The following is a 21,545-nucleotide window of genomic DNA, read 5'->3' on the forward strand; positions in this document are numbered from 1 at the left end:
CCGCCGTGCACGTGCTCACGGTCCCCGCGCTGCTGATGTGCGCGGCCGCCGCCGGCGCCGTCGGCTGGACCGCCAACCGGCTGTCCACCGGGGCGGGCGGACCGCTGCTGATCCTGCCCTGGGCCTCGCTCGCGGCCCTCGCCGCGGTCGCCGCGGCGCTGCTGGTGCTCGGCGTGCGGGTCAAGCGGCACCAGGAGGGGGAGCACCCGGAGCGCTTCGACCCCCTGGTCGCGGCCCGCACCGCGGCCGGCGCGCAGGCCGTGGCCTGGGCGGGGGCGATGCTGACGGGCTGGCACGCCGCCGTCGCCGTCGAGCAGGCGGCCCTCGTGGCCGTGCGCTCCGACCAGGGACCGCTCTGGGCCAGCCTGGTCCACGCCGGGGCCGGGCTCGTCCTCGTGCTGGTGGGCTGGGTCGTGGAGGGCTTCTGCAAACTGCCGCCCGACGATCCCGACGCGGAGGAGAGCGCCGAGTACGGTAGGGGACGGCAGAAGGAGCGCCCCGAGGGAGAAGGTGGTTATGCGCGAGAGATCCGCCCCCGGGCCCGTCGGCGGCCCCGGGGCCGCGACGTCCGGTGACCGGGTGCCCCTGCGCAACCCCGCGATCGACCCCGAGGGCCTGGCCTGGACCCGGGTCTCGCCCCGGCACCTCACCGTGGTGGTCCTCTCCACCCTCCTCTCCACCCTGTTCTGGCTCGTGGCCCTGGGCTGGCCGGCGGTGCTGGCGGTCACGGGCGTCTGGGGCGGCGCCCCCCTGGGGCTGCTGCTGCTCCCGCCCGGGGCCGCCCTCGCGGCCGGCCTGCTCTCCGTGCTCCTGGCCCCGCGCCGGGTCCGGGCGATCGGCTACGCCGAGCGCGGCGAGGACCTGCTCGTGCGGCGAGGCCTGCTCTACCAGCGGGTCACGATCATCCCCTACGGGCGGATGCAGTACGTGGACGTGTCGGTCTCCCCGCTGCAGCGCAGCTTCGGCCTGGCCACCGTGAAGCTGCACACCGCCGCCGTGGGCAGCCACGCCGAGATCCCCGGCGTGGAGCACGCCGAGGCGTCCCGGCTGCGCGAGCGGCTCACCGCGCGCGGCGAGGCCCTCCTGGCGGCCCTGTGAGCGCTGCGCCCGCCCCCGCGGCGGCTCCGCAGTGGCACCGTGTCCACCCGCTGACGCCGGTGGTCAAGGGGTGGCTCGCGATGCTCGTGATCGCGGGGGCCGTCGTCAACATCCTCCTCGACGACTTCCTCAACGCCGTCCTCGGCCGCGGGGCCGCCGGGCCGCCCCAGGACTTCGACCCCGCCCGGATGGGCGCCGTCTTCTGGTGGGCGCTGGCCGGGCTCGTGCTGGTCGTGCTCCTCGTGTTCGCGGCGGCCGTGCTGGTCTCCTGGTGGTTCACCCGCTACCAGGTGACCCCCGAGCACGTGCGGATCCGCTCCGGGGTGCTCTTCCGGCAGGAGCGCCAGGCCCGGCTGGACCGGGTGCAGGCCATCGACATCCACCGCCCGTTCCTGCCCCGGCTGCTGGGGCTGGCGGAGCTGAAGTTCGAGGTGGCGGACGCCGGGCAGTCGGCGGTGTCCCTGTCCTACCTCACCCACCCCCAGGCCCGTGCGCTGCGCGGTGAGCTGCTGGGCCGGCTCGGCCTGGCCGCCCCGCAGCGCGCCCCCGCACCCCCCGTGCCCGACGCGCCCGCCCGGCGGCCGGCGCCGTGGGCGGTGACGGGGGACCAGGAGCGCCCGGTGCTCGGGGTGCCGGTGCCGCGGCTGATCGGCTCCGTGCTCGCCTCGGGCTCCGCCGTCGCCCTGGCCGTGCTGCTGGCCGCCGCACCGGTCGCCCTCCTGGTCGACCCCCGCACCGGGCCGGCGATGCTGGCGGCCTGGCTGCCCGGTCTGCTCAGCTTCGGGGCCATCTCCTACCGCCGCGTGGAGCAGGGCTGGTCCTTCCGGCTGCTGCGCGTCCCCGAGGGCATGCGCGTGCGCTACGGCCTGTTCGACGTCCGCTCCCAGACCGTCCCCGCCGGGCGGATCCAGGCGGTGGGCGTGGACCAGCCGCTGCTCTGGCGGCCCTTCGGCTGGTACCGGGTGCGGGTCAACGTGGCCGGCTACGGCCCCGCGGCGGGGGAGAGCGACGCCATGCGCTCCACCCTGCTGCCCGTCGGCACCCTCCCGCAGGTGCACCAGGTCCTGCACCTGGCGCTGCCCGGCGCCCGGGACGGGGACCTCCCGGCCCTGCTGCGGGAGGGCCTGCACGGTTCGGGCGCGCAGGGCCGGTTCACCACCTCCCCGCGCCGGGCCCGGTGGCTCGACCCCCTCGTGCACCGCCGGACCGGCTTCGCCGCGACCGGCGACGTCCTCGCCGTGCGCTCCGGGCGGCTGAGCCGGCGCACCGCGGTGCTGCCCCACGAGAAGACGCAGTCGGTGGCCGTGAGCCAGGGGCCGCTGGAGCGGGCCCTGGGCCTCGCCGACGTCCACCTGCACTCCACGCCGGGGCCGGTGGCCGTGACGGTCCCGCACCTCGACACCGGGGACGCCCGGGCGCTCGCCGCCGCCCAGGCGGTGCACGCCGCCGGTGCCCGTAGACTGGCCGACGGCCCGAGCGACCCCCAGACCTCCCGGCAGGAGCGAGCATGACCCATCCGTCCGAGCGCCCCGGACGCCTCGGCGTCGGGGTCGTCAGCGCCGGGAAGGTGGGCGCCGTCCTGGGGGCCGCGCTGCGCGCCGCCGGCCACGCCGTGGTCGGCGTGAACGCCGTCTCCGAGGCCAGCCGGGACCGGGCCGAGGCCCTCCTGCCCGGGGTGCCCGTCCTCGACGTCCCGGCCGTGCTCGAGCGCGCGGAGCTCGTGCTGCTCGCGGTGCCCGACGACGAGCTGCCGGGGCTCGTGCAGGGCCTCGCCGACGCCGGGCTGTGGCAGGCCGGCCAGCTCGTGGTGCACACCGCGGGCCGCTGGGGCACCGGCGTGCTGGACCCGGCCCGCCGGCTCGGCGCGATCCCGCTGGCGATCCACCCGGCGATGACGTTCACGGGCATGAGCCTGGACCTGGCCCGGCTGAGCGACTGTTCGTTCGGGATCACGGCCCCGGCCCCGGTGCTGCCCATCGCCCAGGCGCTGGTGGTCGAGATGGGCGCCGAGCCCGTGGTGGTCGCGGAGGCCGACCGCGCGCTCTACCACGCCGCCCTCGCCCACGGCGCCAACCACCTGATGACCGTCGCGGGCCAGTCCATGCAGGTGCTCCGGGACATCGGGGTGGAGCACCCCGCCCGCACGGTCGGGCCCCTGCTGCGGGCGACCCTGGACAACGCCCTGGCCGCGGGGGAGTCGGCGCTGACCGGTCCCGTGTCCCGCGGCGACGCGGGGACCGTGGCCGCCCACCGGGACGCCCTCGACGAGTACGCGCACGGCCACGGCGGCGACGACGTCCTGCTGGCCTACCTGGACCTCGCCCGCGTCACCGCCCGCCGCGCCCTGGACCGCGGGCTGCTGGACCGTCCGCGCTACGACGCCGTGCTCGCCGCCCTCGAGCTCACCCGCGGCACCGACGGCACCGACGGAGAGGACACCCCATGAGCGAGCCCACCACCGTGCCCCGCGTCTGCCGGGGCATCGGCGAGTTCCGGGCGGCCCTCGCCGACCGGCTCGGCGCGGTGCCGCGGCAGCCGTCGCTGGGGCTCGTGCCCACCATGGGCGCCCTGCACGAGGGGCACGGCCACCTGGTGCGCCTCGCCCGGCAGGAGAACGCCGTGGTCGCGGTCTCGGTCTTCGTCAACCCGCTGCAGTTCGGCCCGGACGAGGACCTCGAGCGCTACCCGCGCACGCTCGAGGCCGACGTCGAGCTGCTCGCGCGGTTCGGGGCCGACCTCGTGTTCGCCCCGTCCGAGGCGGAGATGTACCCGGACGGGGAACCCCTCGTGCGCGTCACCTCCGGCCGGCTCGGCTCCGTGCTCGACGGCGCGAGCCGCCCCGGCCACTTCGACGGCGCCCTGACGGTGGTCAACAAGCTCCTGAACATCACCGCCCCGCCCGTGCCGGCCGCGTTCCGGGCGTACTTCGGGGAGAAGGACGCCCAGCAGCTGCTCCTCGTGCGCCGGATGGTCGCCGACTTCGACCTGCCCGTCACCGTGCGGGCCGTGCCCATCGTGCGCGACGACGACGGGCTCGCCCTGTCCTCCCGCAACCGCTACCTCGACGCCGCGCAGCGCCGGGCCGCGCTGGTGCTCCCGCGCACGCTCCGTGCCCTCGCCGCCGGGGAGCTGGACCTCGGGGCCGCCCGGCGGCGGATCGACGCCGAGGACCCGGTCCGGCTCGACTACCTCGTCGTCGTCGACCCCCGCACCCTGGCGCCGGTCGAGCCGGCGCCCGGCGCCCTCGCCCTCGTGGCGGCCCACGTGGGCAGCACCCGGCTGATCGACAACCTCGTGCTCTGAGCCGCCCGGCCGGGATTTGACCCCTCCCGTTATCCTGGACAACTGTGACCAACGCGCAGAACACCTCCCCGACCGCCCAGGACGAGGCCGAGCAGGCCGAGCTCTCGGACCAGATGCAGTTCCGGCTCGCCAAGCGCGCCCGGCTGCTCGACTCGGGCCGGGAGGCCTACCCCGTGGGCGTGGAGCGCACGCACACCCTCGCCGAGGTGCGAGAGGCCCACGGCCACCTCGAGCCCGGCGAGGAGACCGGCCGGTTCGTCGGCGTGGCCGGGCGCGTGGTCTTCGTGCGCAACACCGGCAAGCTGTGCTTCGCCACCCTCCAGGAGGGGGACGGCACCCGGCTGCAGGTCATGCTCTCCCTCGCGAAGGTGGGGGAGGAGTCCCTGGCCGAGTGGAAGTCCCTCGTGGACCTCGGCGACTTCGTGGCCGTGCACGGCGAGGTGATCGCCTCCCGCCGCGGCGAGCTCTCCGTCATGGCCGACACCTGGTCCATGGCCTCGAAGGCGATCCGGCCCCTGCCCACGCTGCACAACGAGCTCAGCGAGGAGACCCGGGTGCGCCGGCGCTACCTCGACCTCATCGTCCGGCCCGAGGCCCGCGAGGTGGTCGTGCAGCGGGCGCGGATCATCCAGACGGTGCGCAACGTCCTGGTGGCCCGCGGCTACGTGGAGATCGAGACGCCCATCCTGCAGCTCGTGCACGGCGGGGCCACGGCCCGGCCGTTCGAGACGCACCTCAACGCGTTCGACCAGGACATGACCCTGCGCATCGCCACGGAGCTCTACCTCAAGCGCGCCGTGGTCGGCGGGATCGAGCGGGTCTTCGAGATCGGGCGGGTCTTCCGCAACGAGGGCGTCGACTCCTCGCACAGCCCCGAGTTCACCACCCTGGAGGCCTACGAGGCCTACGCCGACCAGTTCACGATGGCCGAGCGGATCAAGGAGATCATCCTGGCGTGCGCCGACGCCCTGGGCGTCGACACCATCGAGACGGAGCGGGGCACGATCGACCTGCGCGGGGAGTGGCGCTGGCTGTCCGTCTATCCCGCCCTGTCCGAGGCCGTGGGCCAGGAGATCACCCCGCAGACGCCCGTGCCGGCCCTGCACCGGATCGCCGAGGAGCACGGGGTGGCCGTCGGCCCGATGTGGGACGCGGAGAAGTACGTGCTCGAGCTGTTCGGCGAGATCGTGGAGCCCACCCTGGTCCAGCCGACCTTCGTGTGCGACTACCCGCCCTCGGCGCAGCCCCTCGCCCGCCAGCACCGCTCCGAGCACGGGCTGATCGAAGCCTGGGACCTGATCATCGGCGGGATGGAGCGCGGCACGGCGTTCTCCGAGCTGATCGACCCCGTGGTCCAGCGCGAGCGGCTCACGGAGCAGTCCCACCGGGCCGCGGCCGGCGACGCCGAGGCCATGCGGCTCGACGAGGACTTCCTGCGCGCCCTCGAGCACGGCGCCCCGCCCATGGGCGGCCTGGGCCTCGGCCTGGACCGGCTCATCATGCTCTTCACCGACCTGGGGATCCGGGAGACCATCCTGTTCCCCCTCATGAAGCCGGAGCAGGACTGAGCCCGGGGTCGCGGCCGTGCCGCGGCCCCGCACCGTCCTCAGCCACCGCCCAGATCTCCCCGGGAGAATCGCACCCATGGAATACATCGCTGTCCTGCTGCCCTCGATCAGCATCGGCATCATCTTCTGGTTCGTCCTCCGCTGGATCTTCCGCGGCGACCGCACCGAGCGCGCCGTCGAGTCCCGCTCGCAGCAGGACGCCGAGCGCTGGTACGAGGAGCTCAAGCGGCGCGACGGCGAGGACCTGCCGTTCGGCCCCTCCCCGCGCCGCGACCGCGGGACGGAGCGCTGAGCTCCTCCGCCGGCGATACCCGGGTCTTTCCGATGAATTCGAATTGGCGCCGGATTGTCCGCTTTTTCGTGCTGTTGAATTCCGTTCCGGAATCGTAGGATAAACTCGACGGCGCCGGGAGTTCGTTCTCCCGGCGGTCGCCGGAATTCACGATCCGGATCAACCGGTCCGACACGGGGGAATCAGCACCGCCTCAGGACGCGCCGTTCACCGGCGCGCCCGGGGAAAGACGAGCGCCGAGAGGCGGAGGAGAGTTTCAGCTATGGCACAGACCGTGAAGATCATTCTCGAGGACGACCTCGACGGCGGACCCGCCGAGGAGACCGTGCGCTTCGGCCTCGACGGCGCGCAGTACGAGATCGATCTCTCCGAGGAGAACGCGGCCAAGCTGCGCGACGCCGTGCGGCCGTTCATCACCAAGGCCCGGCGCGCCCAGAGCAAGCAGACGGCGAAGCAGGCCCGCCCCACCGGGAAGTCCAACCCGGACACCGCGGCCATCCGGCAGTGGGCCCGGGAGAACGGCCACCCGGTCTCCGACCGCGGCCGCATTCACCAGGACGTGCAGAAGGCGTACTACGACGCGCACCAATAGGAACGCGCCCGGCGCCGTGGAACAGGCCGCCGGAGAATAGGAGGAGGGACCGGTCCGCCGGTCCCTCCTTTTCTCTTTCCGGCGCCCCTTTCCGGGTCCCCTTTTCGGGGCGGGGAGGACCCCTGTCGGTCCCGGGCGGGTCCCGGCGGGAATTCTCCGGCATTCTTTTGATGACCTGCGCTTTTGCCGGTGCGGAAGCGAACGGCGGAAATTGTCGGGTCCCGTTCCGGGGCCGTCCGCGCCCCGGTGCGCCGGTCTTCTCGCCGGTGGCGAACAGCCGCCCGTTCGTCGGTGCGGGTGCGTAGCATCGGGTGCAGACATCGACTGAGGAGTATCCATGTTCGAACGCTTCACCGACCGCGCCCGCCGGGTCGTGGTGCTGGCCCAGGAAGAGGCCAGGATGCTCAACCACAACTACATCGGCACCGAGCACCTGCTGCTCGGGCTGATCCACGAGGGCGAGGGAGTGGCCGCGAAGGCGCTCGACTCGATGGGCATCACCCTCACCGGCGCCCGCGAGCAGGTCCAGGACATCATCGGGCCGGGCCAGCAGGCCCCGTCCGGGCACATCCCCTTCACCCCGCGGGCCAAGAAGGTCCTCGAGCTCTCGTTGCGCGAGGCCCTGCAGCTCGGCCACAACTACATCGGCACCGAGCACATCCTGCTGGGCATCATCCGCGCGGGCGAGGGCGTGGCGGCGCAGGTGCTGACCAAGCTCGGCGCGGAGCCCCAGAAGGTGCGCTCCACCGTGCTGGAGCTGATCTCCGGCTACCAGGGCGGGGGCACTCCGGAGAAGGAGGGCGCCGGCGTGCGCTCGGCCGGCCAGTCCGAGGGCACCCCCGCCGGCTCGGCCGTGCTGGACCAGTTCGGCCGCAACCTCACCGCGGCGGCCCGCGAGGGCAAGCTGGACCCGGTCATCGGGCGGTTCCGCGAGATGGAGCGGGTCATGCAGATCCTCTCCCGGCGCACCAAGAACAACCCGGTGCTGATCGGCGAGCCCGGCGTGGGCAAGACCGCGGTGGTCGAGGGCCTCGCCCAGGCCATCGTGCGCGGGGACGTCCCGGAGACGCTCAAGGACAAGCACCTCTACACCCTGGACCTCGGGTCCCTCGTGGCGGGCTCCCGCTACCGCGGTGACTTCGAGGAGCGGCTCAAGAAGGTGCTCAAGGAGATCCGCACCCGCGGGGACATCATCCTGTTCATCGACGAGATCCACACCCTCGTGGGCGCCGGCGCGGCCGAGGGCGCGATCGACGCCGCCTCCATCCTGAAGCCCATGCTGGCCCGGGGCGAGCTGCAGACCATCGGCGCCACGACCCTCGACGAGTACCGCAAGCACATCGAGAAGGACGCGGCCCTCGAGCGCCGCTTCCAGCCGATCCAGGTGGACGAGCCCTCCGAGGCGCACGCCGTGGAGATCCTCAAGGGCCTGCGCGACAAGTACGAGGCGCACCACCGCGTGTCCATCTCGGACGACGCCCTCGAGGCCGCGGTGCACCTCGGCGCCCGCTACGTCTCCGACCGCTTCCTGCCGGACAAGGCGATCGACCTGATCGACGAGGCCGGCGCGCGCCTGCGGATCAAGCGGATGACCGCGCCGCCGGAGATCAAGGAGCTCGACGACCGCATCACCGAGGTGAAGCGGCTCAAGGAGGCCGCGATCGACGGCCAGGACTACGAGAAGGCCGCCTCGCTGCGCGACACCGAGCAGAAGCTCATCGCGGAGCGGGACGACAAGGACCGTGCCTGGCGCGAGGGCGGCGACGAGCTCGCCGAGGTGACCCCCGAGGTCATCTCCGACGTCCTCTCCGCCTCCACGGGGGTGCCCGTCTACAAGCTCACCGAGGAGGAGACGGGCCGCCTCCTGCACATGGAGGACGAGCTGCACAAGCGGATCATCGGCCAGGACGACGCCATCAAGGCCCTGTCCCGGTCGATGCGGCGCACGCGCGCGGGGCTGAAGGACCCCAAGCGCCCGGGCGGGTCGTTCATCTTCGCCGGGCCCACGGGCGTGGGCAAGACCGAGCTCGCGAAGGCCCTCGCGGAGTTCCTGTTCGGGGACGAGGACGCCCTCATCACCCTGGACATGTCCGAGTACCAGGAGAAGCACACCGTCTCCCGGCTCTTCGGTGCCCCTCCGGGCTACGTCGGCTACGAGGAGGGCGGCCAGCTCACCGAGAAGGTGCGCCGCAAGCCGTTCTCCGTGGTGCTCTTCGATGAGGTCGAGAAGGCGCACCAGGACCTGTTCAACTCGCTGCTGCAGATCCTCGAGGACGGCCGCCTGACCGACTCGCAGGGCCGCGTGGTGGACTTCAAGAACACCGTGATCATCATGACCACGAACCTGGGCACCAAGGACATCTCCCGTGCCGTCCCCGTCGGCTTCCAGACCGGCGTGGACCCCGCGTCCAACTACGAGCGCATGCAGGCGAAGGTGCAGGACGAGCTCAAGGAGCACTTCCGGCCCGAGTTCCTCAACCGCGTGGACGAGATCATCGTCTTCCCGCAGCTCACCGAGAACGAGATCGTGCAGATCGTGGACCTGTTCGTGGCCCGGCTGCAGGAGCGGCTGCGCGACCAGGGGATGTCGATCGAGCTCTCCGACTCCGCGAAGCGGTGGGTCAGCCGCAAGGGCTACGACCCGTCCATGGGCGCCCGCCCGCTGCGCCGCACCATGCAGCGGGAGATCGAGGACCAGCTGTCCGAGAAGATCCTCTTCGGGGAGATCAGCACCGGGGAGAAGATCTTCGTGGACACCGACGGCGAGGGGGACGAGCAGAAGCTGGTCTTCTCCTCCACCCCGATGTCCGACCTCACGGGCGACGGCATGGTCGACCCGATGGGCGGTCTGGAGGACGTCGACGTATCCCGCGGTGACGGCGAGAACCGTTCCGAGGGCTGAGCCCGTCCGACTCCGCCGAGGGGCCCGCCGCGCGTCCGCGCGGCGGGCCCCTCGGCGTCCACCCAAGTGGGGACGGACCCGGAGGGCAGCTCCCGCGGGGCGCCGGCGTTCGCAAGCGTACACTTGCGGCGTGACCGACCTGCGCCTGCGACCAGCCCGCACCTCCGACGTCCCCGCCATCAAGGACCTCGTGGCCCCGCTGGCGCGCGCCGGGGTGCTCATCAACAAGGACACGGTCGCCTACTACGAGGGCATCCAGGAGTTCCTGGTGGTGGAGGCGGTCGGCGACGAACAGGCCGGTCTCGTGGGCTGCGGCGCCCTGCACGTGATGTGGGAGGACCTGGGCGAGGTCCGCACGCTGGCCACCTCCGACGCGTGGCGGGGCCGCGGGGTGGGCCGCACCCTGCTGGCCGGGCTGATCGAACGGGCCCGCGCCGTGGGCGTCTCGCGGGTGTTCTGCCTGACCTTCGAGGTGGACTTCTTCAGCCGCTACGGCTTCGAGGTCATGCCCAACCAGAACCAGGTGGACCCCGACGTCTTCGCCGAGCTGCTGCGCTCGCACGACGAGGGCGTGGCCGAGTACCTCGACCTGGCCCGCGTGAAGCCCAACACCCTCGGCAACACCCGGATGCTGCTGGAGCTCAGCCCGGAAGACTGACCCCGGCGGGCCCGGCGACGGCCAGCCCGTCCCGCACCAGTCCGTCCAGCGCGCGCCGGCGCTGCTCCTCCGGGGCCTCCAGCCCGTGCAGCGCGTCCAAGGCCCGGAGGGCCTCCGGCGGCAGGCCCGCGCCCGTCGCGACGTCGACGGGGCCCGTGAGGTGGTGGGCCGGCACCGGCGCGGACCCGGCCCGTAGCACCGCCATGACCGCCCCGCGGACCTGGCGGTCCGTGCCGTGCCACCGCTGGCCCCGGGGGGCCTCCTGCGGCTCCGGCCGGCCCGCGGCGACCCACGCGCACGCCGTCCGCACCGGGCACTGCTCGCACCGGGGGGAGCGGGCCGTGCAGACGAGGGCGCCGAGCTCCATGACCGCCTGGTTCCAGCGCACGGCCAGGGCGTCGTCGGCCGGCATCAGCTCCTCCGCGAGCCGCAGCTCGGCGGCCGTCAGGGACCGGGCCGGCAGGGCCCGGCCCGTGACGACCCGGGCGTGCACGCGGCGGATGTTCGTGTCCACCACGGTCTGCCGGTCCCCGAAGGCGAAGACCGCGATCGCGGCAGCCGTGTAGGCGCCCACGCCGGGCAGGGCCAGCAGCGCGTCGTGCGCGGCCGGCACCCGGCCCCCGTGCTGCTCGGTGATCTCGACGGCGGCCGCGTGCAGGCGCAGGGCCCGCCGCGGATAGCCGAGCCGGCCCCACGCGCGCACGGCCTCCCCGGCGCTCTCGGCCGCGAGGTCGGCGGGCCGCGGCCAGCGCCGCAGCCACGCCTGCCACACGGGCAGCACGCGCGCCACCGGAGTCTGCTGGAGCATGAACTCGCTGACCATGACCCCCCACGGGGTGCAGGCCGGGTCCCGCCACGGGAGGTCCCGGGCGGCGCCGTCGAACCAGTCGGTCACGGCCCGGTGCAGGTCCGGCAGGCCGGCGGCCGGGACGGGGGGCGGGGCAGCGTGCGGGGAGCTCATCGGAGTCCACTGTAGCCTGGGAGCATGGCGCAGAAGGGTTCCGGGAGCATCCCCCACGGACGGTCGGGGAACGGTCACGACGACGACGGACGAGCTCCCCGCCACCCCGGATCCCGGCGCGAGAGCCCCGAGGTGTACCGGCGCCGCCGGCTCGTGGCGGCCCTCGCCGCGGGCGTGCTGCTCGTGCTCGTGGCCGTGGGGCTGGTCTCGGCCGTGGCGGGCATGCTGGGCCCCGAGGAGACGGAGGGCGTCCCGGCTCCGGACACGGCCACCGCGTCCGCCGCCGCGGCCTCGCAGGAGCCCTTCGCGGACTTCACGCCGCGGCCGGACGAGAGCGCGTCCGCGGCGGCGTCCGCGCCCGCCACGGAGGGCCCGGTCGAGGAGTGCGGTTCCGAGCTGGCCGTGCGGGCGTCCACGGACCGGGAGAGCTACGCCGAGGACGCGCAGCCGGTCCTCGTGCTGAGCCTCGAGAACACGGGGGAGGACCCCTGCCGCGTCAACGCGGGCACCTCGCAGATGGTGTACGAGGTGACCTCGGGGTCGGACACCGTCTTCGACAGCAGGCACTGCCAGGCCGGCTCCGAGGACGCGGAGGTGGTGCTCGAGCCCGGACAGGAGCAGAGCGCGCGGCTGGGCTGGAACCGGGTGCGCACCGCCGAGGGCTGCACGGAGGCGGGGGGCGAGGCCCAGCCCGGCTACTACCGGCTCGAGACCTCGCTCGGGGAGCGCACGTCGGACCCCGTGCCGTTCGTCCTGGAGTGAGCGCGCCGCGCGCGGCTCACATGAAGCGTTCGAGCAGGCTGGTCTCGGCCATCCGGGAGAGGGACTCGCGCACCGTGCGGGCCCGCTGCTCGCCGATGCCCTCGACCGCCTTGAGGTCCTCGAGGTTGGCGGCCATCAGGGACTGCAGGCCGTCGAACTGGCGCACCAGCCGGTTGGCCACCGCGCGCGGCATCGACTTGATGCCCTCCAGCAGCCGGTAGCCGTGCGGGTGCAGGTCCGTCTCGAGGCTGCCCTGGGGTTCGACGAGGCCCACCGACACCGCGATCCGCTGCAGGTCGATGAGCTCCGTGGGGGTGAGCTCGGCGAGGCGCGCCAGCCCCTCCTCGATGCCCTCCGCGGGGGTGCCGTCGGGCAGGTAGTCGCGCAGCACCACGTCCGGCCCGGGGCCGGTGCCCGCGGTGAGCTCCTCGAGCTGCAGGGCGATGAGCCGCCCGTCCACGCCGAGCTCGAGGACGTACCAGCCGATCTCGGAGGAGATCCGCCGGACCATCTCCATCCGCTGGAGGGTCAGGGCCACGTCCCGCGCCGTCACGGACGCCTCGATCTCGAGCGAGGACAGGTTCCCGAGCACCTGCTCCATCCGGTGGCTGTAGTGCTCGAGCGTCTGCAGGGCCTGGTTGGCGCGGGCCATGATCGACTGGGAGCCCTCGATGGCGTACCGGGTCTCGCCCACGTAGATCGTGATGACGCTCATGGACTGGCTCACGGAGATCACCGGCACCCCGGTCTCCTTGGCGGTGCGCTCCGCGGACCGGTGCCGGGTGCCGGACTCCGTGGTGCCGATGGAGGGGTCGGGCACGAGCTGCACCCCGGCCTTGAGGATCCGGGTGGCGTCCCGGTCGCAGATGATGGCGCCGTCCATCTTGGCCAGCTCCCGCAGCTTGGGCGCGGAGCAGTCGGTGTCGATGTCGAAGCCGCCGGAGCAGATGGTCTCGACGGAGCGGTCGAAGCCGAGGACGATCAGCCCGCCCGTGCGCCCGCGCAGGATCCGCTCGAGACCGGTGCGCAGCTCGGTGCCGGGCGCGATGCGGGCCAGCGTCTTGCGCAGTGCGTTCTCAGGGGTCTTCGCCACGGTCACATCATACGGCCGCGGCGGTCTGCCGCTTCCGGGCGGGAGCCGCGGCGGAGGCCGGGAAGAGCAGCTCCATGGCGTCGTTGATGGTGGTCACCTCCCGGACGGTGAACCCCGCCGGGACCGGGCCCGGCCCCGTGGGGCTCGCGGGCACCACCGCGTGCGTGAAGCCCAGCCGGGCGACCTCCTGGATGCGCCGCCCGATGCCCGGGACGGGCCGCACCTCGCCGGCCAGGCCCACCTCCCCGAAGCACACCAGGCGCTGCGGCAGGGGCCGGTCCTGCGCGGCCGAGGCCAGCGCCATGGCCACGGCGAGGTCGGTGGACGGCTCGGTGAGCTTCACGCCGCCGACCGTGGAGACGTAGCAGTCCAGGCCGGCCAGGTTCACGCCGGCCCGGCGCTGCAGGACGGCGAGCAGCATGGCGACCCTCGAGGAGTCGAGGCCGGCGGTGGCCCGCCGGGGCTGGGCGGTGGAGGAGCGGTCCAGCAGCGCCTGCACCTCGGCGAGCAGGGGCCGGCGGCCCTCGAGGGTCACCGTGAGGCACGTGCCGGACACCGGCATGGCCGTGCGGGAGACGAACAGGCCCGAGGGGTCCTCCACGCTCGTGATCCCGGTCTCGGTGAGGTCGAAGCAGCCGACCTCGTCCGTGGGGCCGTAGCGGTTCTTGACCGCCCGCAGCAGCCGGATCCGGGAGTGCTTCTCGCCCTCGAACTGGCACACGACGTCCACCAGGTGCTCGAGCAGCCGCGGCCCGGCGATGGAGCCGTCCTTCGTCACGTGCCCCACGAGCAGCGTGGTCATGTTCCGCTTCTTGGCCGCCGCGATCAGGGACGCGGCGACCTCGCGGACCTGCGTCACCCCGCCCGCGGAGCCCTCGACCTCGGCGCTGGCCAGCGTCTGCACGGAGTCGACCACCAGCAGGCGGGGGGAGATCGTCTCGATGTGGCCCAGGGCCGTGGCCAGGTCCGTCTCGGCGGTGAGGTACAGGGTGGGCGCCACGGCGTCGATCCGGTCCGCGCGCAGCTTCACCTGCGCGGCGGACTCCTCGCCCGTGACGTAGAGGACGTCGCGGGTCCCCGAGCCCGTGCCCTCCGCGAAGCGGGCGGCGACGTCGAGCAGCAGCGTCGACTTCCCGACCCCGGGCTCGCCCGCCATCAGCACGACCGCGCCGGGGACGAGACCGCCGCCGAGGACGCGGTCCAGCTCGGGCACCCCGGTGGGGGCAGAGGTCGCCACGGTGGCGTCCACCTGGGCGATGGGGCGGGCGGGCTCGGCGATGGACCGGGCGGCCGTGGTGCGGGCCCTGTGCTCGCCGATCTCCTCGACCGTGCCCCACGCCTGGCACTCCCCGCACCGGCCCACCCACTTGGCGGTGCTCCAGCCGCACTCGGTGCAGCGGTAGGCGGGGGAGTTGCGGCGGGTGCGGGTGCTCATGGCGTCCAGGCTAGCCGCCGGGTCGGACGGCCCAGGCCTGGAGAACTTGCGGACCGTGCTCAGGCGCGGTCCCAGCCCTCGAGCCGGGGGAGCTGGGCGCGCGCCTCCTCGTGGGTCATCCCGGCGGCCTCCAGGAGGTCCACGACCATGGGGCGCAGGTCCAGCACCAGGGTCTCGCCCTCCATGGTGCGCACCCCCATCCGTCCCGGGTGCAGGCGCCCGGCCACGTCGGCCAGCTCGTTGCGGGCCTGGCGCAGATAGCTCTCCCGGGAGCCGGGGGAGGCCACGGCGAGCGCGTTGCCCAGCGTGGTGACGGCGTCGGCGAGGTCGTCGAGGGCCGTGCCCATGGAGGCCACGGCCTCGTCCGAGAGCGTCACGTGGTTGAGCACGGAGGCGAGGCGGCGGGCGAGGACCCGCGCGTTGCGCACGGCGAGGTCCAGATAGCGGATGGAGTGCGCGATCCCCTCGATCTCCGCCCGGCGACCGCGGTACAGCGGTGAGGCCGTGGCGATCTCGAGGGAGGACTTCAGCCCGGACGTCACGGAGTCCACGAGCGGCTGGGTCTGGCGGGCGCGCACGAGCGCGTGCCAGGCGGCGGTGGCGTCGTAGTCCTCCATGGCCCGGCTCGCCTCCCGGAGGACCCCGGAGAACTCGTCGACGAGCGCCCGCAGCCCCTGGCGCGGCTGGCTCCGCGGGTCCGTGGGCACGAAGTACGCCATGGCCAGGGCGCAGAGCCCACCCACGACCGCGTCCGTGGAGCGGGCGAAGACCCCGTCCTGGGACGGCGGCAGCAGGACCACGAGCACGGACTGCAGCCCCATCTGGGTGGTGAACAGCGTGCCGTTGTCCAGGAAGCGGGCCAGCAGGATCGAGGTCATGAGCACCACGCAGGCCTGCCACACGCCCGTGCCCAGGACGTGGATCAGCGTGTCCCCCACGGCGATGCCGAGGGTGCAGCCGATGGAGACCTCCAGGACGCGCCGGTAGCGCAGCCCGTCCTTCGCGAAGCCCAGCGAGACCAGGGCCGCCGTGGCCGCGAAGATGGGCCCGGAGTGGCCCAGCAGCTGCTCGGCGATCACGTAGGCCCCGACGCTGGCCACCGTGATCTGGAAGCTCTGGAGCAGGCCCGTGCGGACCCGGGTGAGGCCGACCCGGGTGCGGCTGCGCACCGCGCGGGCCGCGGCTCGCGCACGGTTGCCTGGCTGCATGGGGCCATCCTAGGCGAGCGGCACGGGACCGCCGACGCGCGGGCGGGGCCACCGTGCCGGCCCGGGAACGGGCGGCCGCGGTGTGAGATCCGCAACTCCGGCACGGCCCCGGAGGCCGGTGTTCACCCTCCGTTCATCTTGCCGGGTCAATCTGGCCACCTGCGCTCCCTAGCGTCTTCCGGAGAGAGGTTCGCGGGTCGACCGCAGATCCACCTCTTGCACCGGCCCGGAGATCCCCCGGCGCCACGACGGACCACGGCCCCGTGACGGGCCACGACTGTGATTTGAGGGGCAACAAGTGAAGGCATCCCACCTCGGCCGTTCTGCGGCCGTCCTGGCCATCGGCACGCTCGCGCTCACTGCGTGCGGCTCGGACAACGCCACGGGCGGAGGCTCCGGCTCCGCCGAGACCTCCGCCGCCGGTGTCTCCGGCACGCTGACCGGCATCGGGTCCTCGGCCCAGAACGCCGCGATGACGGCGTGGCAGAACGGCTTCCAGGAGGCCAACCCCCAGGCCACGGTGCAGTACTCCCCGGACGGCTCCGGCGCGGGCCGCGAGGCCTTCACCGCCGGCGGCGCCGACTTCGCGGGCTCCGACGCCTACCTCGACGAGGAGGAGTACGAGGCCTCCAAGGAGGTCTGCGGGCCCGAGGGCGCGTTCCACGTGCCGGCCTACATCTCCCCGATCGCGGTGGCGTTCAACCTGCCGGGCGTCGACACCGTGAACATGGACGGCGCGACCATCGCCCAGGTCTTCACCGGGGAGATCACCGAGTGGAACGACCCCGCCATCGCCGAGCAGAACCCCGACGCGGAGCTGCCGGACACCCCGATCACCGTGGTGCACCGCAACGACGAGTCCGGCACCACCGAGAACTTCCAGGAGTACCTGGCCGCGGCCGCCCCCGAGGTGTGGACCGAGGAGGTCTCCGGCAACTGGCCCTCCCAGTGGGCCGCCGAGAACAACAAGGGCACCGCCGGCGTGGTGCAGTCCACCAACGCCACCGAGGGCGCCATCACCTACGCCGACGCCTCCGCCGTGGGCGACCTCGGCACCGTGGCCGTGGGGGTGGGCGAGGAGTACGTCGAGTACTCCTCCGAGGCCGCCGCGAAGGCCGTCGAGGCCTCGTCCCCGGTCGAGGGCCGGGCCGAGTACGACATGGCGATGGACCTCGAGCGCGACACCACCGAGTCCGGGAGCTACCCGATCGTGCTCGTGTCGTACGAGATCTTCTGCCCGCAGTACGATTCCCAGGAGACCGCTGACCTCGCGAAGGCGTTCGGCGAGTACGTCATCAGCGAGGAGGGGCAGCAGGCGGCGGCCGAGGCGGCCGGCTCCGCCCCCATGTCCGAGAACCTGCGCACCTCCGCGCAGGAGGCGATCGACCGGATCACGGTCGCCGGCTGATCCAGTTCTGCTGGTCCCGTTCGGTGCGGGCCCGGGCGCTCCCGCCCGCGCCCGCGCCGAACGGGACATTCGTGTGTGAGGCGACCTCCTCGTGAGCCGCGTCACCGGACCCACGCGCGGGGACACCACCGCGTCCCCGCACCACCCGTGTCAGGCAATCGAAGGGGCACCCGACATGTCCACCACCGTCACCACCAGGAAGACCGCCGCCGGCGGCAAGGCGGGCGACTCGATCTTCTCCGGGCTCAGCCTCGGGGCCGGCGTGCTGATCCTCGCCGTCCTGGCGGCCGTGGCGCTGTTCCTGTTCCTGCAGGCGCTGCCCACCTTCCAGGCCCCCGCCGAGGAGATCTCCGGCGGCGCCGGCTTCTGGTCCTACATCTGGCCGATGGTCATCGGCACGGTGATCGCCGCCGTGATCGCGCTGGTGATCGCCACCCCGATCGGCGTGCTGGTGGCCCTGTACATCTCCCACTACGCGCCGGCGCGGATCGCCAAGCCCGTGGGCTACGTCATCGACCTGCTGGCGGCGATCCCGTCGGTGATCTACGGAGCCTGGGGCACCACCGTCCTGGCCTCCTCCGTGGTGCCCTTCTACGACTGGCTGTCGACCAACCTCGGGTTCATCCCGATCTTCAGCGGCCCGGCGTCCCAGACCGGCAAGACCATGCTCACGGCCGGAGTGGTGCTGGCCATCATGATCCTGCCGATCATCACGGCGATGTCCCGGGAGCTGTTCGTCCAGACCCCGAAGCTCCACGAGGAGGCCGCCCTGGCCCTCGGGGCGACCCGGTGGGAGATGATCCGGATGACGGTGCTGCCCTTCGCCCGCCCGGGGATCATCTCCGCGGTGATGCTCGCCCTGGGCCGCGCGCTGGGCGAGACCATGGCGGTGGCCCTGGTGCTCTCGAGCGGGCCGCTCACCTCGTCCCTCGTGCAGTCCGGGAACCAGACCATCGCGGCGGAGATCGCCCTCAACTTCCCGGAGGCCTACGGCCTGCGGCTGTCCGAGCTCATCGCCGCGGGCCTGATCCTCTTCGTGATCACCCTCGTGGTGAACATCATCGCCCGCGCCATCGTCGCCCGCTACAAGGAATTCTCGGGAGCCAACTGATGTCCTCCACCGCCTTCCGCAATCCCACGCCGGTGCGTCCCTCCTCGCCCCGCCGGTCGATGCTCACCCGCAACCAGAGGCCGGCGTGGCTGGTCCCCGTGATCGGCGCCGCCGCCGTCGTGGTGGGGGCGGCCCTCGCGGCCCTCCTGGGCTTCTCCACGGCCCTCTGGGCCGTCCTCGCCGCCGCGGTCTTCCTGGTCGCCGCACCGGTCGTCGTCTCGGTGATCGAGGGCGGGCGCAAGGGGGCCGACTCGCTGATGACCTACCTCGTCTACACGGCGTTCGTCCTGGCGGTGATCCCGCTGATCTCCGTGATCTGGACGGTGCTCGCCAACGGCCTCCCGGGCCTGACCTCCAACCTGCTGCTGACGTCCATGAACGGTGTCACCGGTGCCACGGACAACGCCGCGGCCGCGGGGGACGGGCCCGTGCTGGGCGGCGCGTACCACGCGATCGTGGGCACGGTGTCGATCACCTTCTGGGCCACCCTGCTCTCGGTCCCCATCGGCCTGCTGACGGCCATCTACCTCGTGGAGTACTCGAAGGGCGGCTGGCTGGGGCGCGGCATCACCTTCTTCGTGGACGTCATGACGGGCATCCCGTCCATCGTGGCGGGCCTGTTCGCCGCGGCCTTCTTCGGGCTGCTGCTCGGCCCGTCCACCCGCTTCGGCTTCGTGGCGGCCGTCGCGCTGACCGTGCTGATGATCCCCACGGTCGTGAAGAACACCGAGGAGATGCTGAAGATCGTCCCCAACGAGCTGCGCGAGGCGGCCTACGCGCTGGGCGTGCGCAAGTGGCGGACGATCATCAAGGTGGTGATCCCCACCGCGATCTCCGGCATCGCCTCCGGCGTGACCCTGGCGATCGCCCGGGTCATCGGGGAGACCGCCCCGCTGCTCGTCACCGCGGGCTTCGCCACCGCCATCAACTGGAACTCGTTCTCCGGGTGGATGACCACGCTGCCCACGTTCATCTACTACCAGATCATGACGCCCACGTCCCCGACGAACCCCGACCCCTCGCAGCAGCGCGCGTGGGCCGCGGCGCTGCTGCTGATCCTGATCGTGATGCTGCTCAACCTCGTCGCCCGACTGGTCGCGCGGGCCTTCGCGCCCAAGACCGCCGGCCGCTGACGCGCGCCGCGCTCCCACCGGACCTCCGCACGCACCTCCCGCACGCACCTCTGCGAGAAAGAAGCAAGGAACACACATGTCCAAGCGAATCGACGTCGACCACCTCAATGTCTACTACGGCGACTTCCTGGCCGTCGAGGACGTCAGCATGGGGATCGACGCCCGGTCGGTGACCGCGTTCATCGGCCCGTCCGGCTGCGGCAAGTCGACCTTCCTGCGCACCCTCAACCGCATGCACGAGGTCATCCCCGGCGCCCGCGCCGAGGGCCAGGTGCTCCTCGACGGGGAGGACCTCTACGGCCCCGGTGTGGACCCCGTGGTGGTGCGCTCCATGATCGGGATGGTCTTCCAGCGCCCCAACCCGTTCCCCACCATGTCCATCCGCGACAACGTGCTCGCGGGCGTCAAGCTCAACAGCAAGCGGATCTCGCGCGGCGACGCCGACGCGCTCGTGGAGAGCTCGCTGCAGGGCGCGAACCTGTGGAACGAGGTCAAGGACCGGCTGGACAAGCCGGGCTCGAGCCTCTCCGGCGGCCAGCAGCAGCGCCTGTGCATCGCCCGGGCGATCGCGGTGAAGCCCGAGGTGATCCTCATGGACGAGCCGGCCTCCGCCCTGGACCCGATCTCCACCCTGGCGATCGAGGACCTGATCAACGAGCTGAAGCAGGACTACACCGTGGTCATCGTGACCCACAACATGCAGCAGGCCGCGCGCATCTCGGACCGGACGGCGTTCTTCAACATCCAGGGCACCGGCAAGCCGGGCAAGCTCATCGAGTACGGCCCCACGTCCGAGATCTTCAGCAACCCGCGGGAGAAGCAGACGGAGGACTACGTCTCCGGCCGCTTCGGCTGAGCCGTTACGCCCCCCGGACCACGGGCGCCGGTCACCCCGCGGGGTGACCGGCGCCCGTCGTCGTCGGCACCCTCGACCGCGTTCCGGAGCCGGCGGCGGAGCCCGCGCGGCGCACCTGCGGCAGCGTCCTGGGCGTGGTTCCCCGGCCCTAGAGCAGCGGTGAGAGGGCGAGCAGCAGGGTGCCGGAGATCGCCGCGCACGCCGGGACGGTGAGGACCCACACGAGCAGGACCCGCTGCACCACCCGGACGTTGACGGTGTGGAAGCGCTGCTGCCGCCCCGCCCCCAGGATCGCCGCGGCGGTGGTCTGGGACGTGGACATCGGGACGGGGATCAGCGTCCCGCCCAGGAACAGCAGGGCTCCCGCGACGCCCTGGGCCACGGCGCCGCGGAACGGGTCGATCGTGATCATCCGGGAGGAGAGGGTGTAGGCGATCCGCCAGGCCCCGAACAGGGTGCCCGTGGCCAGCCCGGCCGCGATGAGCAGGAACAGCCACGGGGTGGAGCCGGCGAGCGGGTCCGCGACCCCGGCGCACAGCAGCAGCGTCGCGAGGATCCACGCGGCTCGGCGGCCGTGGTGGATGCCGTGCCCGAAGGAGACGGCCGCCGCGCCGCCGGCCAGGACGAGCCGGGAGCGGAACGTGGTCGTGTCCGGCTCGGAGTGCCGCAGCAGGTGCAGCAGGGGCACTACGAGCACCCAGGCCACGGCGTAGGCGGACAGCGGCGCCAGCACGAGGGGCACGACGACCTGGTACAGGGCCTCGGCCGTCAGCGGGTTCCCGTCGACGAGGTCCACGGCGTGGGCGCCCATCAGCGCGCCGAGCAGCCCGCCCGACAGCGCCGTGGTCGAGGAGCTCGGCATGCCCCACCACCAGGTGAGCAGGTTCCAGCCGATCGTGGTCACCAGGGCGCAGACGATCGTCGCGGAGCCCACCACGTCGTGCGGCACGGGCACGCCCGTGATGATCCAGTCCGCGAGCAGGTACGCGGCGGCCCACACGCCGGCGGCGTTGACGAGCGCGGTGAACACCAGGCCCACCTGCGGCGTGAGCGCGCGGAAGCGCACGGGCAGGGCCAGGGCGTTGGGGGCGTCGTGGAAACCGTTGACGAGCACGTGGGCCACGGCCAGGACGATCCCGAGAACTGTCAGGGCCGTCAGCACGGG

At 73.0% G+C, this 21,545-nt stretch carries 20 protein-coding genes; 15 read left to right on the forward strand and 5 right to left on the reverse strand.

Annotated elements, in window-relative coordinates; translation table 11 throughout:
* Positions 1-5 precede the first annotated feature (5 nt).
* The 10 genes from RCG67_RS09905 to RCG67_RS09950 all read left to right on the forward strand — a co-directional run bounded on the left by RCG67_RS09905 (position 6) and on the right by RCG67_RS09950 (position 10,413).
* On the forward strand, positions 6-575 hold the full coding sequence (locus tag RCG67_RS09905; RefSeq protein WP_368825962.1) for a DUF3180 family protein: 570 nt from the start codon (positions 6-8) through the stop codon (positions 573-575).
* The gene (locus RCG67_RS09910; protein WP_368825963.1) at positions 517-1,098 is read left to right on the forward strand and encodes a PH domain-containing protein; all 582 of its coding nucleotides are present in this window, start codon (positions 517-519) and stop codon (positions 1,096-1,098) included. The genes RCG67_RS09905 and RCG67_RS09910 overlap by 59 nt, the downstream gene beginning before the upstream one ends.
* Positions 1,095-2,609 carry a PH domain-containing protein gene (locus RCG67_RS09915; RefSeq protein ID WP_368825964.1) on the forward strand — a complete coding sequence of 505 codons (1,515 nt, stop codon included), beginning with the start codon at positions 1,095-1,097 and terminating at the stop codon, positions 2,607-2,609. Before RCG67_RS09910 ends, RCG67_RS09915 begins: the two co-directional genes overlap by 4 nt.
* Entirely contained in the window at positions 2,606-3,544 is a 939-nt protein-coding gene (locus tag RCG67_RS09920) for a Rossmann-like and DUF2520 domain-containing protein (RefSeq protein WP_368825965.1), read from the forward strand. The genes RCG67_RS09915 and RCG67_RS09920 overlap by 4 nt, the downstream gene beginning before the upstream one ends.
* Entirely contained in the window at positions 3,541-4,401 is an 861-nt protein-coding gene (panC, locus tag RCG67_RS09925) for a pantoate--beta-alanine ligase (protein ID WP_368825966.1), read from the forward strand. The genes RCG67_RS09920 and panC overlap by 4 nt, the downstream gene beginning before the upstream one ends.
* 44 nt (positions 4,402-4,445) lie before the next feature.
* Entirely contained in the window at positions 4,446-5,969 is a 1,524-nt protein-coding gene (gene lysS, locus RCG67_RS09930; RefSeq protein ID WP_368825967.1) for a lysine--tRNA ligase, read from the forward strand.
* A gap of 76 nt (positions 5,970-6,045) precedes the next feature.
* Entirely contained in the window at positions 6,046-6,261 is a 216-nt protein-coding gene (locus RCG67_RS09935) for a hypothetical protein (RefSeq protein ID WP_368825968.1), read from the forward strand.
* 262 nt (positions 6,262-6,523) lie between these two features.
* Complete coding sequence (locus RCG67_RS09940) at positions 6,524-6,853, forward strand: histone-like nucleoid-structuring protein Lsr2 (RefSeq protein ID WP_368825969.1); 330 nt, start codon at positions 6,524-6,526, stop codon at positions 6,851-6,853.
* A 337-nt stretch (positions 6,854-7,190) separates the two neighbouring features.
* Positions 7,191-9,755, forward strand: coding sequence for an ATP-dependent Clp protease ATP-binding subunit (locus tag RCG67_RS09945; protein WP_368825970.1), 2,565 nt, complete (start codon positions 7,191-7,193; stop codon positions 9,753-9,755).
* Between the two features lie 130 nt (positions 9,756-9,885).
* Entirely contained in the window at positions 9,886-10,413 is a 528-nt protein-coding gene (locus tag RCG67_RS09950; protein WP_058875292.1) for an amino-acid N-acetyltransferase, read from the forward strand.
* On the opposite strand, the gene RCG67_RS09955 is transcribed toward RCG67_RS09950, so the two are convergent.
* Positions 10,397-11,374 (reverse strand): iron-sulfur binding domain-containing protein, encoded by a 978-nt coding sequence (locus tag RCG67_RS09955; protein WP_368825971.1) that lies wholly within the window; start codon positions 11,372-11,374, stop codon positions 10,397-10,399. The genes RCG67_RS09950 and RCG67_RS09955 overlap by 17 nt on opposite strands.
* Positions 11,375-11,398: 24 nt before the next feature.
* On the opposite strand from RCG67_RS09955, the gene RCG67_RS09960 reads away from it, so the two are divergent.
* Positions 11,399-12,136, forward strand: coding sequence for a hypothetical protein (locus tag RCG67_RS09960; RefSeq protein WP_368825972.1), 738 nt, complete (start codon positions 11,399-11,401; stop codon positions 12,134-12,136).
* 16 nt (positions 12,137-12,152) lie between these two features.
* On the opposite strand, the gene disA is transcribed toward RCG67_RS09960, so the two are convergent.
* The 3 genes from disA to RCG67_RS09975 are packed head-to-tail and all read right to left on the reverse strand — an operon-like array spanning position 12,153 to position 15,872.
* A complete protein-coding gene (disA, locus tag RCG67_RS09965; protein ID WP_058875374.1) occupies positions 12,153-13,229 on the reverse strand; it encodes a DNA integrity scanning diadenylate cyclase DisA in 1,077 nt (358 codons plus the stop codon).
* A gap of 7 nt (positions 13,230-13,236) precedes the next feature.
* A complete protein-coding gene (radA, locus tag RCG67_RS09970) occupies positions 13,237-14,664 on the reverse strand; it encodes a DNA repair protein RadA (protein ID WP_058875295.1) in 1,428 nt (475 codons plus the stop codon).
* A 59-nt stretch (positions 14,665-14,723) separates the two neighbouring features.
* Positions 14,724-15,872, reverse strand: coding sequence for an FUSC family protein (locus RCG67_RS09975; protein WP_368825973.1), 1,149 nt, complete (start codon positions 15,870-15,872; stop codon positions 14,724-14,726).
* A 298-nt stretch (positions 15,873-16,170) separates the two neighbouring features.
* On the opposite strand from RCG67_RS09975, the gene pstS reads away from it, so the two are divergent.
* The 4 genes from pstS to pstB all read left to right on the forward strand — a co-directional run bounded on the left by pstS (position 16,171) and on the right by pstB (position 20,380).
* Positions 16,171-17,280 carry a phosphate ABC transporter substrate-binding protein PstS gene (gene pstS / locus RCG67_RS09980; RefSeq protein ID WP_368825974.1) on the forward strand — a complete coding sequence of 370 codons (1,110 nt, stop codon included), beginning with the start codon at positions 16,171-16,173 and terminating at the stop codon, positions 17,278-17,280.
* A gap of 175 nt (positions 17,281-17,455) precedes the next feature.
* A complete protein-coding gene (pstC, locus tag RCG67_RS09985) occupies positions 17,456-18,391 on the forward strand; it encodes a phosphate ABC transporter permease subunit PstC (RefSeq protein ID WP_368825975.1) in 936 nt (311 codons plus the stop codon).
* Positions 18,391-19,524, forward strand: a complete 1,134-nt coding sequence (gene pstA / locus RCG67_RS09990) for a phosphate ABC transporter permease PstA (protein WP_368825976.1) — start codon at positions 18,391-18,393, stop codon at positions 19,522-19,524. The genes pstC and pstA overlap by 1 nt, the downstream gene beginning before the upstream one ends.
* A 76-nt stretch (positions 19,525-19,600) precedes the next feature.
* Positions 19,601-20,380 (forward strand): phosphate ABC transporter ATP-binding protein PstB, encoded by a 780-nt coding sequence (gene pstB / locus RCG67_RS09995; protein ID WP_368825977.1) that lies wholly within the window; start codon positions 19,601-19,603, stop codon positions 20,378-20,380.
* A 148-nt stretch (positions 20,381-20,528) separates the two neighbouring features.
* On the opposite strand, the gene RCG67_RS10000 is transcribed toward pstB, so the two are convergent.
* Positions 20,529-21,542 carry an inorganic phosphate transporter gene (locus tag RCG67_RS10000; protein ID WP_368825978.1) on the reverse strand — a complete coding sequence of 338 codons (1,014 nt, stop codon included), beginning with the start codon at positions 21,540-21,542 and terminating at the stop codon, positions 20,529-20,531.
* Positions 21,543-21,545: the final 3 nt, after the last annotated feature.

The sequence above is a fragment of the Kocuria cellulosilytica genome, from assembly GCF_040981245.1.
GTDB classification, from domain to species: domain Bacteria; phylum Actinomycetota; class Actinomycetes; order Actinomycetales; family Micrococcaceae; genus Kocuria; species Kocuria cellulosilytica.

What these genes read in the sequence shown, in the direction of transcription:
- RCG67_RS09910 (WP_368825963.1), top strand. Translation starts at nt 517, where the DNA reads ATGCGCGAGAGATCCGCCCCCGGGCCCGTCGGCGGCCCCGGGGCCGCG.
- RCG67_RS09920 (WP_368825965.1), top strand. Translation starts at nt 2,606, where the DNA reads ATGACCCATCCGTCCGAGCGCCCCGGACGCCTCGGCGTCGGGGTCGTC.
- panC (WP_368825966.1), top strand. Translation starts at nt 3,541, where the DNA reads ATGAGCGAGCCCACCACCGTGCCCCGCGTCTGCCGGGGCATCGGCGAG.
- RCG67_RS09935 (WP_368825968.1), top strand. Translation starts at nt 6,046, where the DNA reads ATGGAATACATCGCTGTCCTGCTGCCCTCGATCAGCATCGGCATCATC.
- RCG67_RS09940 (WP_368825969.1), top strand. Translation starts at nt 6,524, where the DNA reads ATGGCACAGACCGTGAAGATCATTCTCGAGGACGACCTCGACGGCGGA.
- RCG67_RS09945 (WP_368825970.1), top strand. Translation starts at nt 7,191, where the DNA reads ATGTTCGAACGCTTCACCGACCGCGCCCGCCGGGTCGTGGTGCTGGCC.
- RCG67_RS09955 (WP_368825971.1), bottom strand. Translation starts at nt 11,374, where the DNA reads ATGAGCTCCCCGCACGCTGCCCCGCCCCCCGTCCCGGCCGCCGGCCTG.
- RCG67_RS09960 (WP_368825972.1), top strand. Translation starts at nt 11,399, where the DNA reads ATGGCGCAGAAGGGTTCCGGGAGCATCCCCCACGGACGGTCGGGGAAC.
- radA (WP_058875295.1), bottom strand. Translation starts at nt 14,664, where the DNA reads ATGAGCACCCGCACCCGCCGCAACTCCCCCGCCTACCGCTGCACCGAG.
- RCG67_RS09975 (WP_368825973.1), bottom strand. Translation starts at nt 15,872, where the DNA reads ATGCAGCCAGGCAACCGTGCGCGAGCCGCGGCCCGCGCGGTGCGCAGC.
- pstC (WP_368825975.1), top strand. Translation starts at nt 17,456, where the DNA reads ATGTCCACCACCGTCACCACCAGGAAGACCGCCGCCGGCGGCAAGGCG.
- pstA (WP_368825976.1), top strand. Translation starts at nt 18,391, where the DNA reads ATGTCCTCCACCGCCTTCCGCAATCCCACGCCGGTGCGTCCCTCCTCG.
- pstB (WP_368825977.1), top strand. Translation starts at nt 19,601, where the DNA reads ATGTCCAAGCGAATCGACGTCGACCACCTCAATGTCTACTACGGCGAC.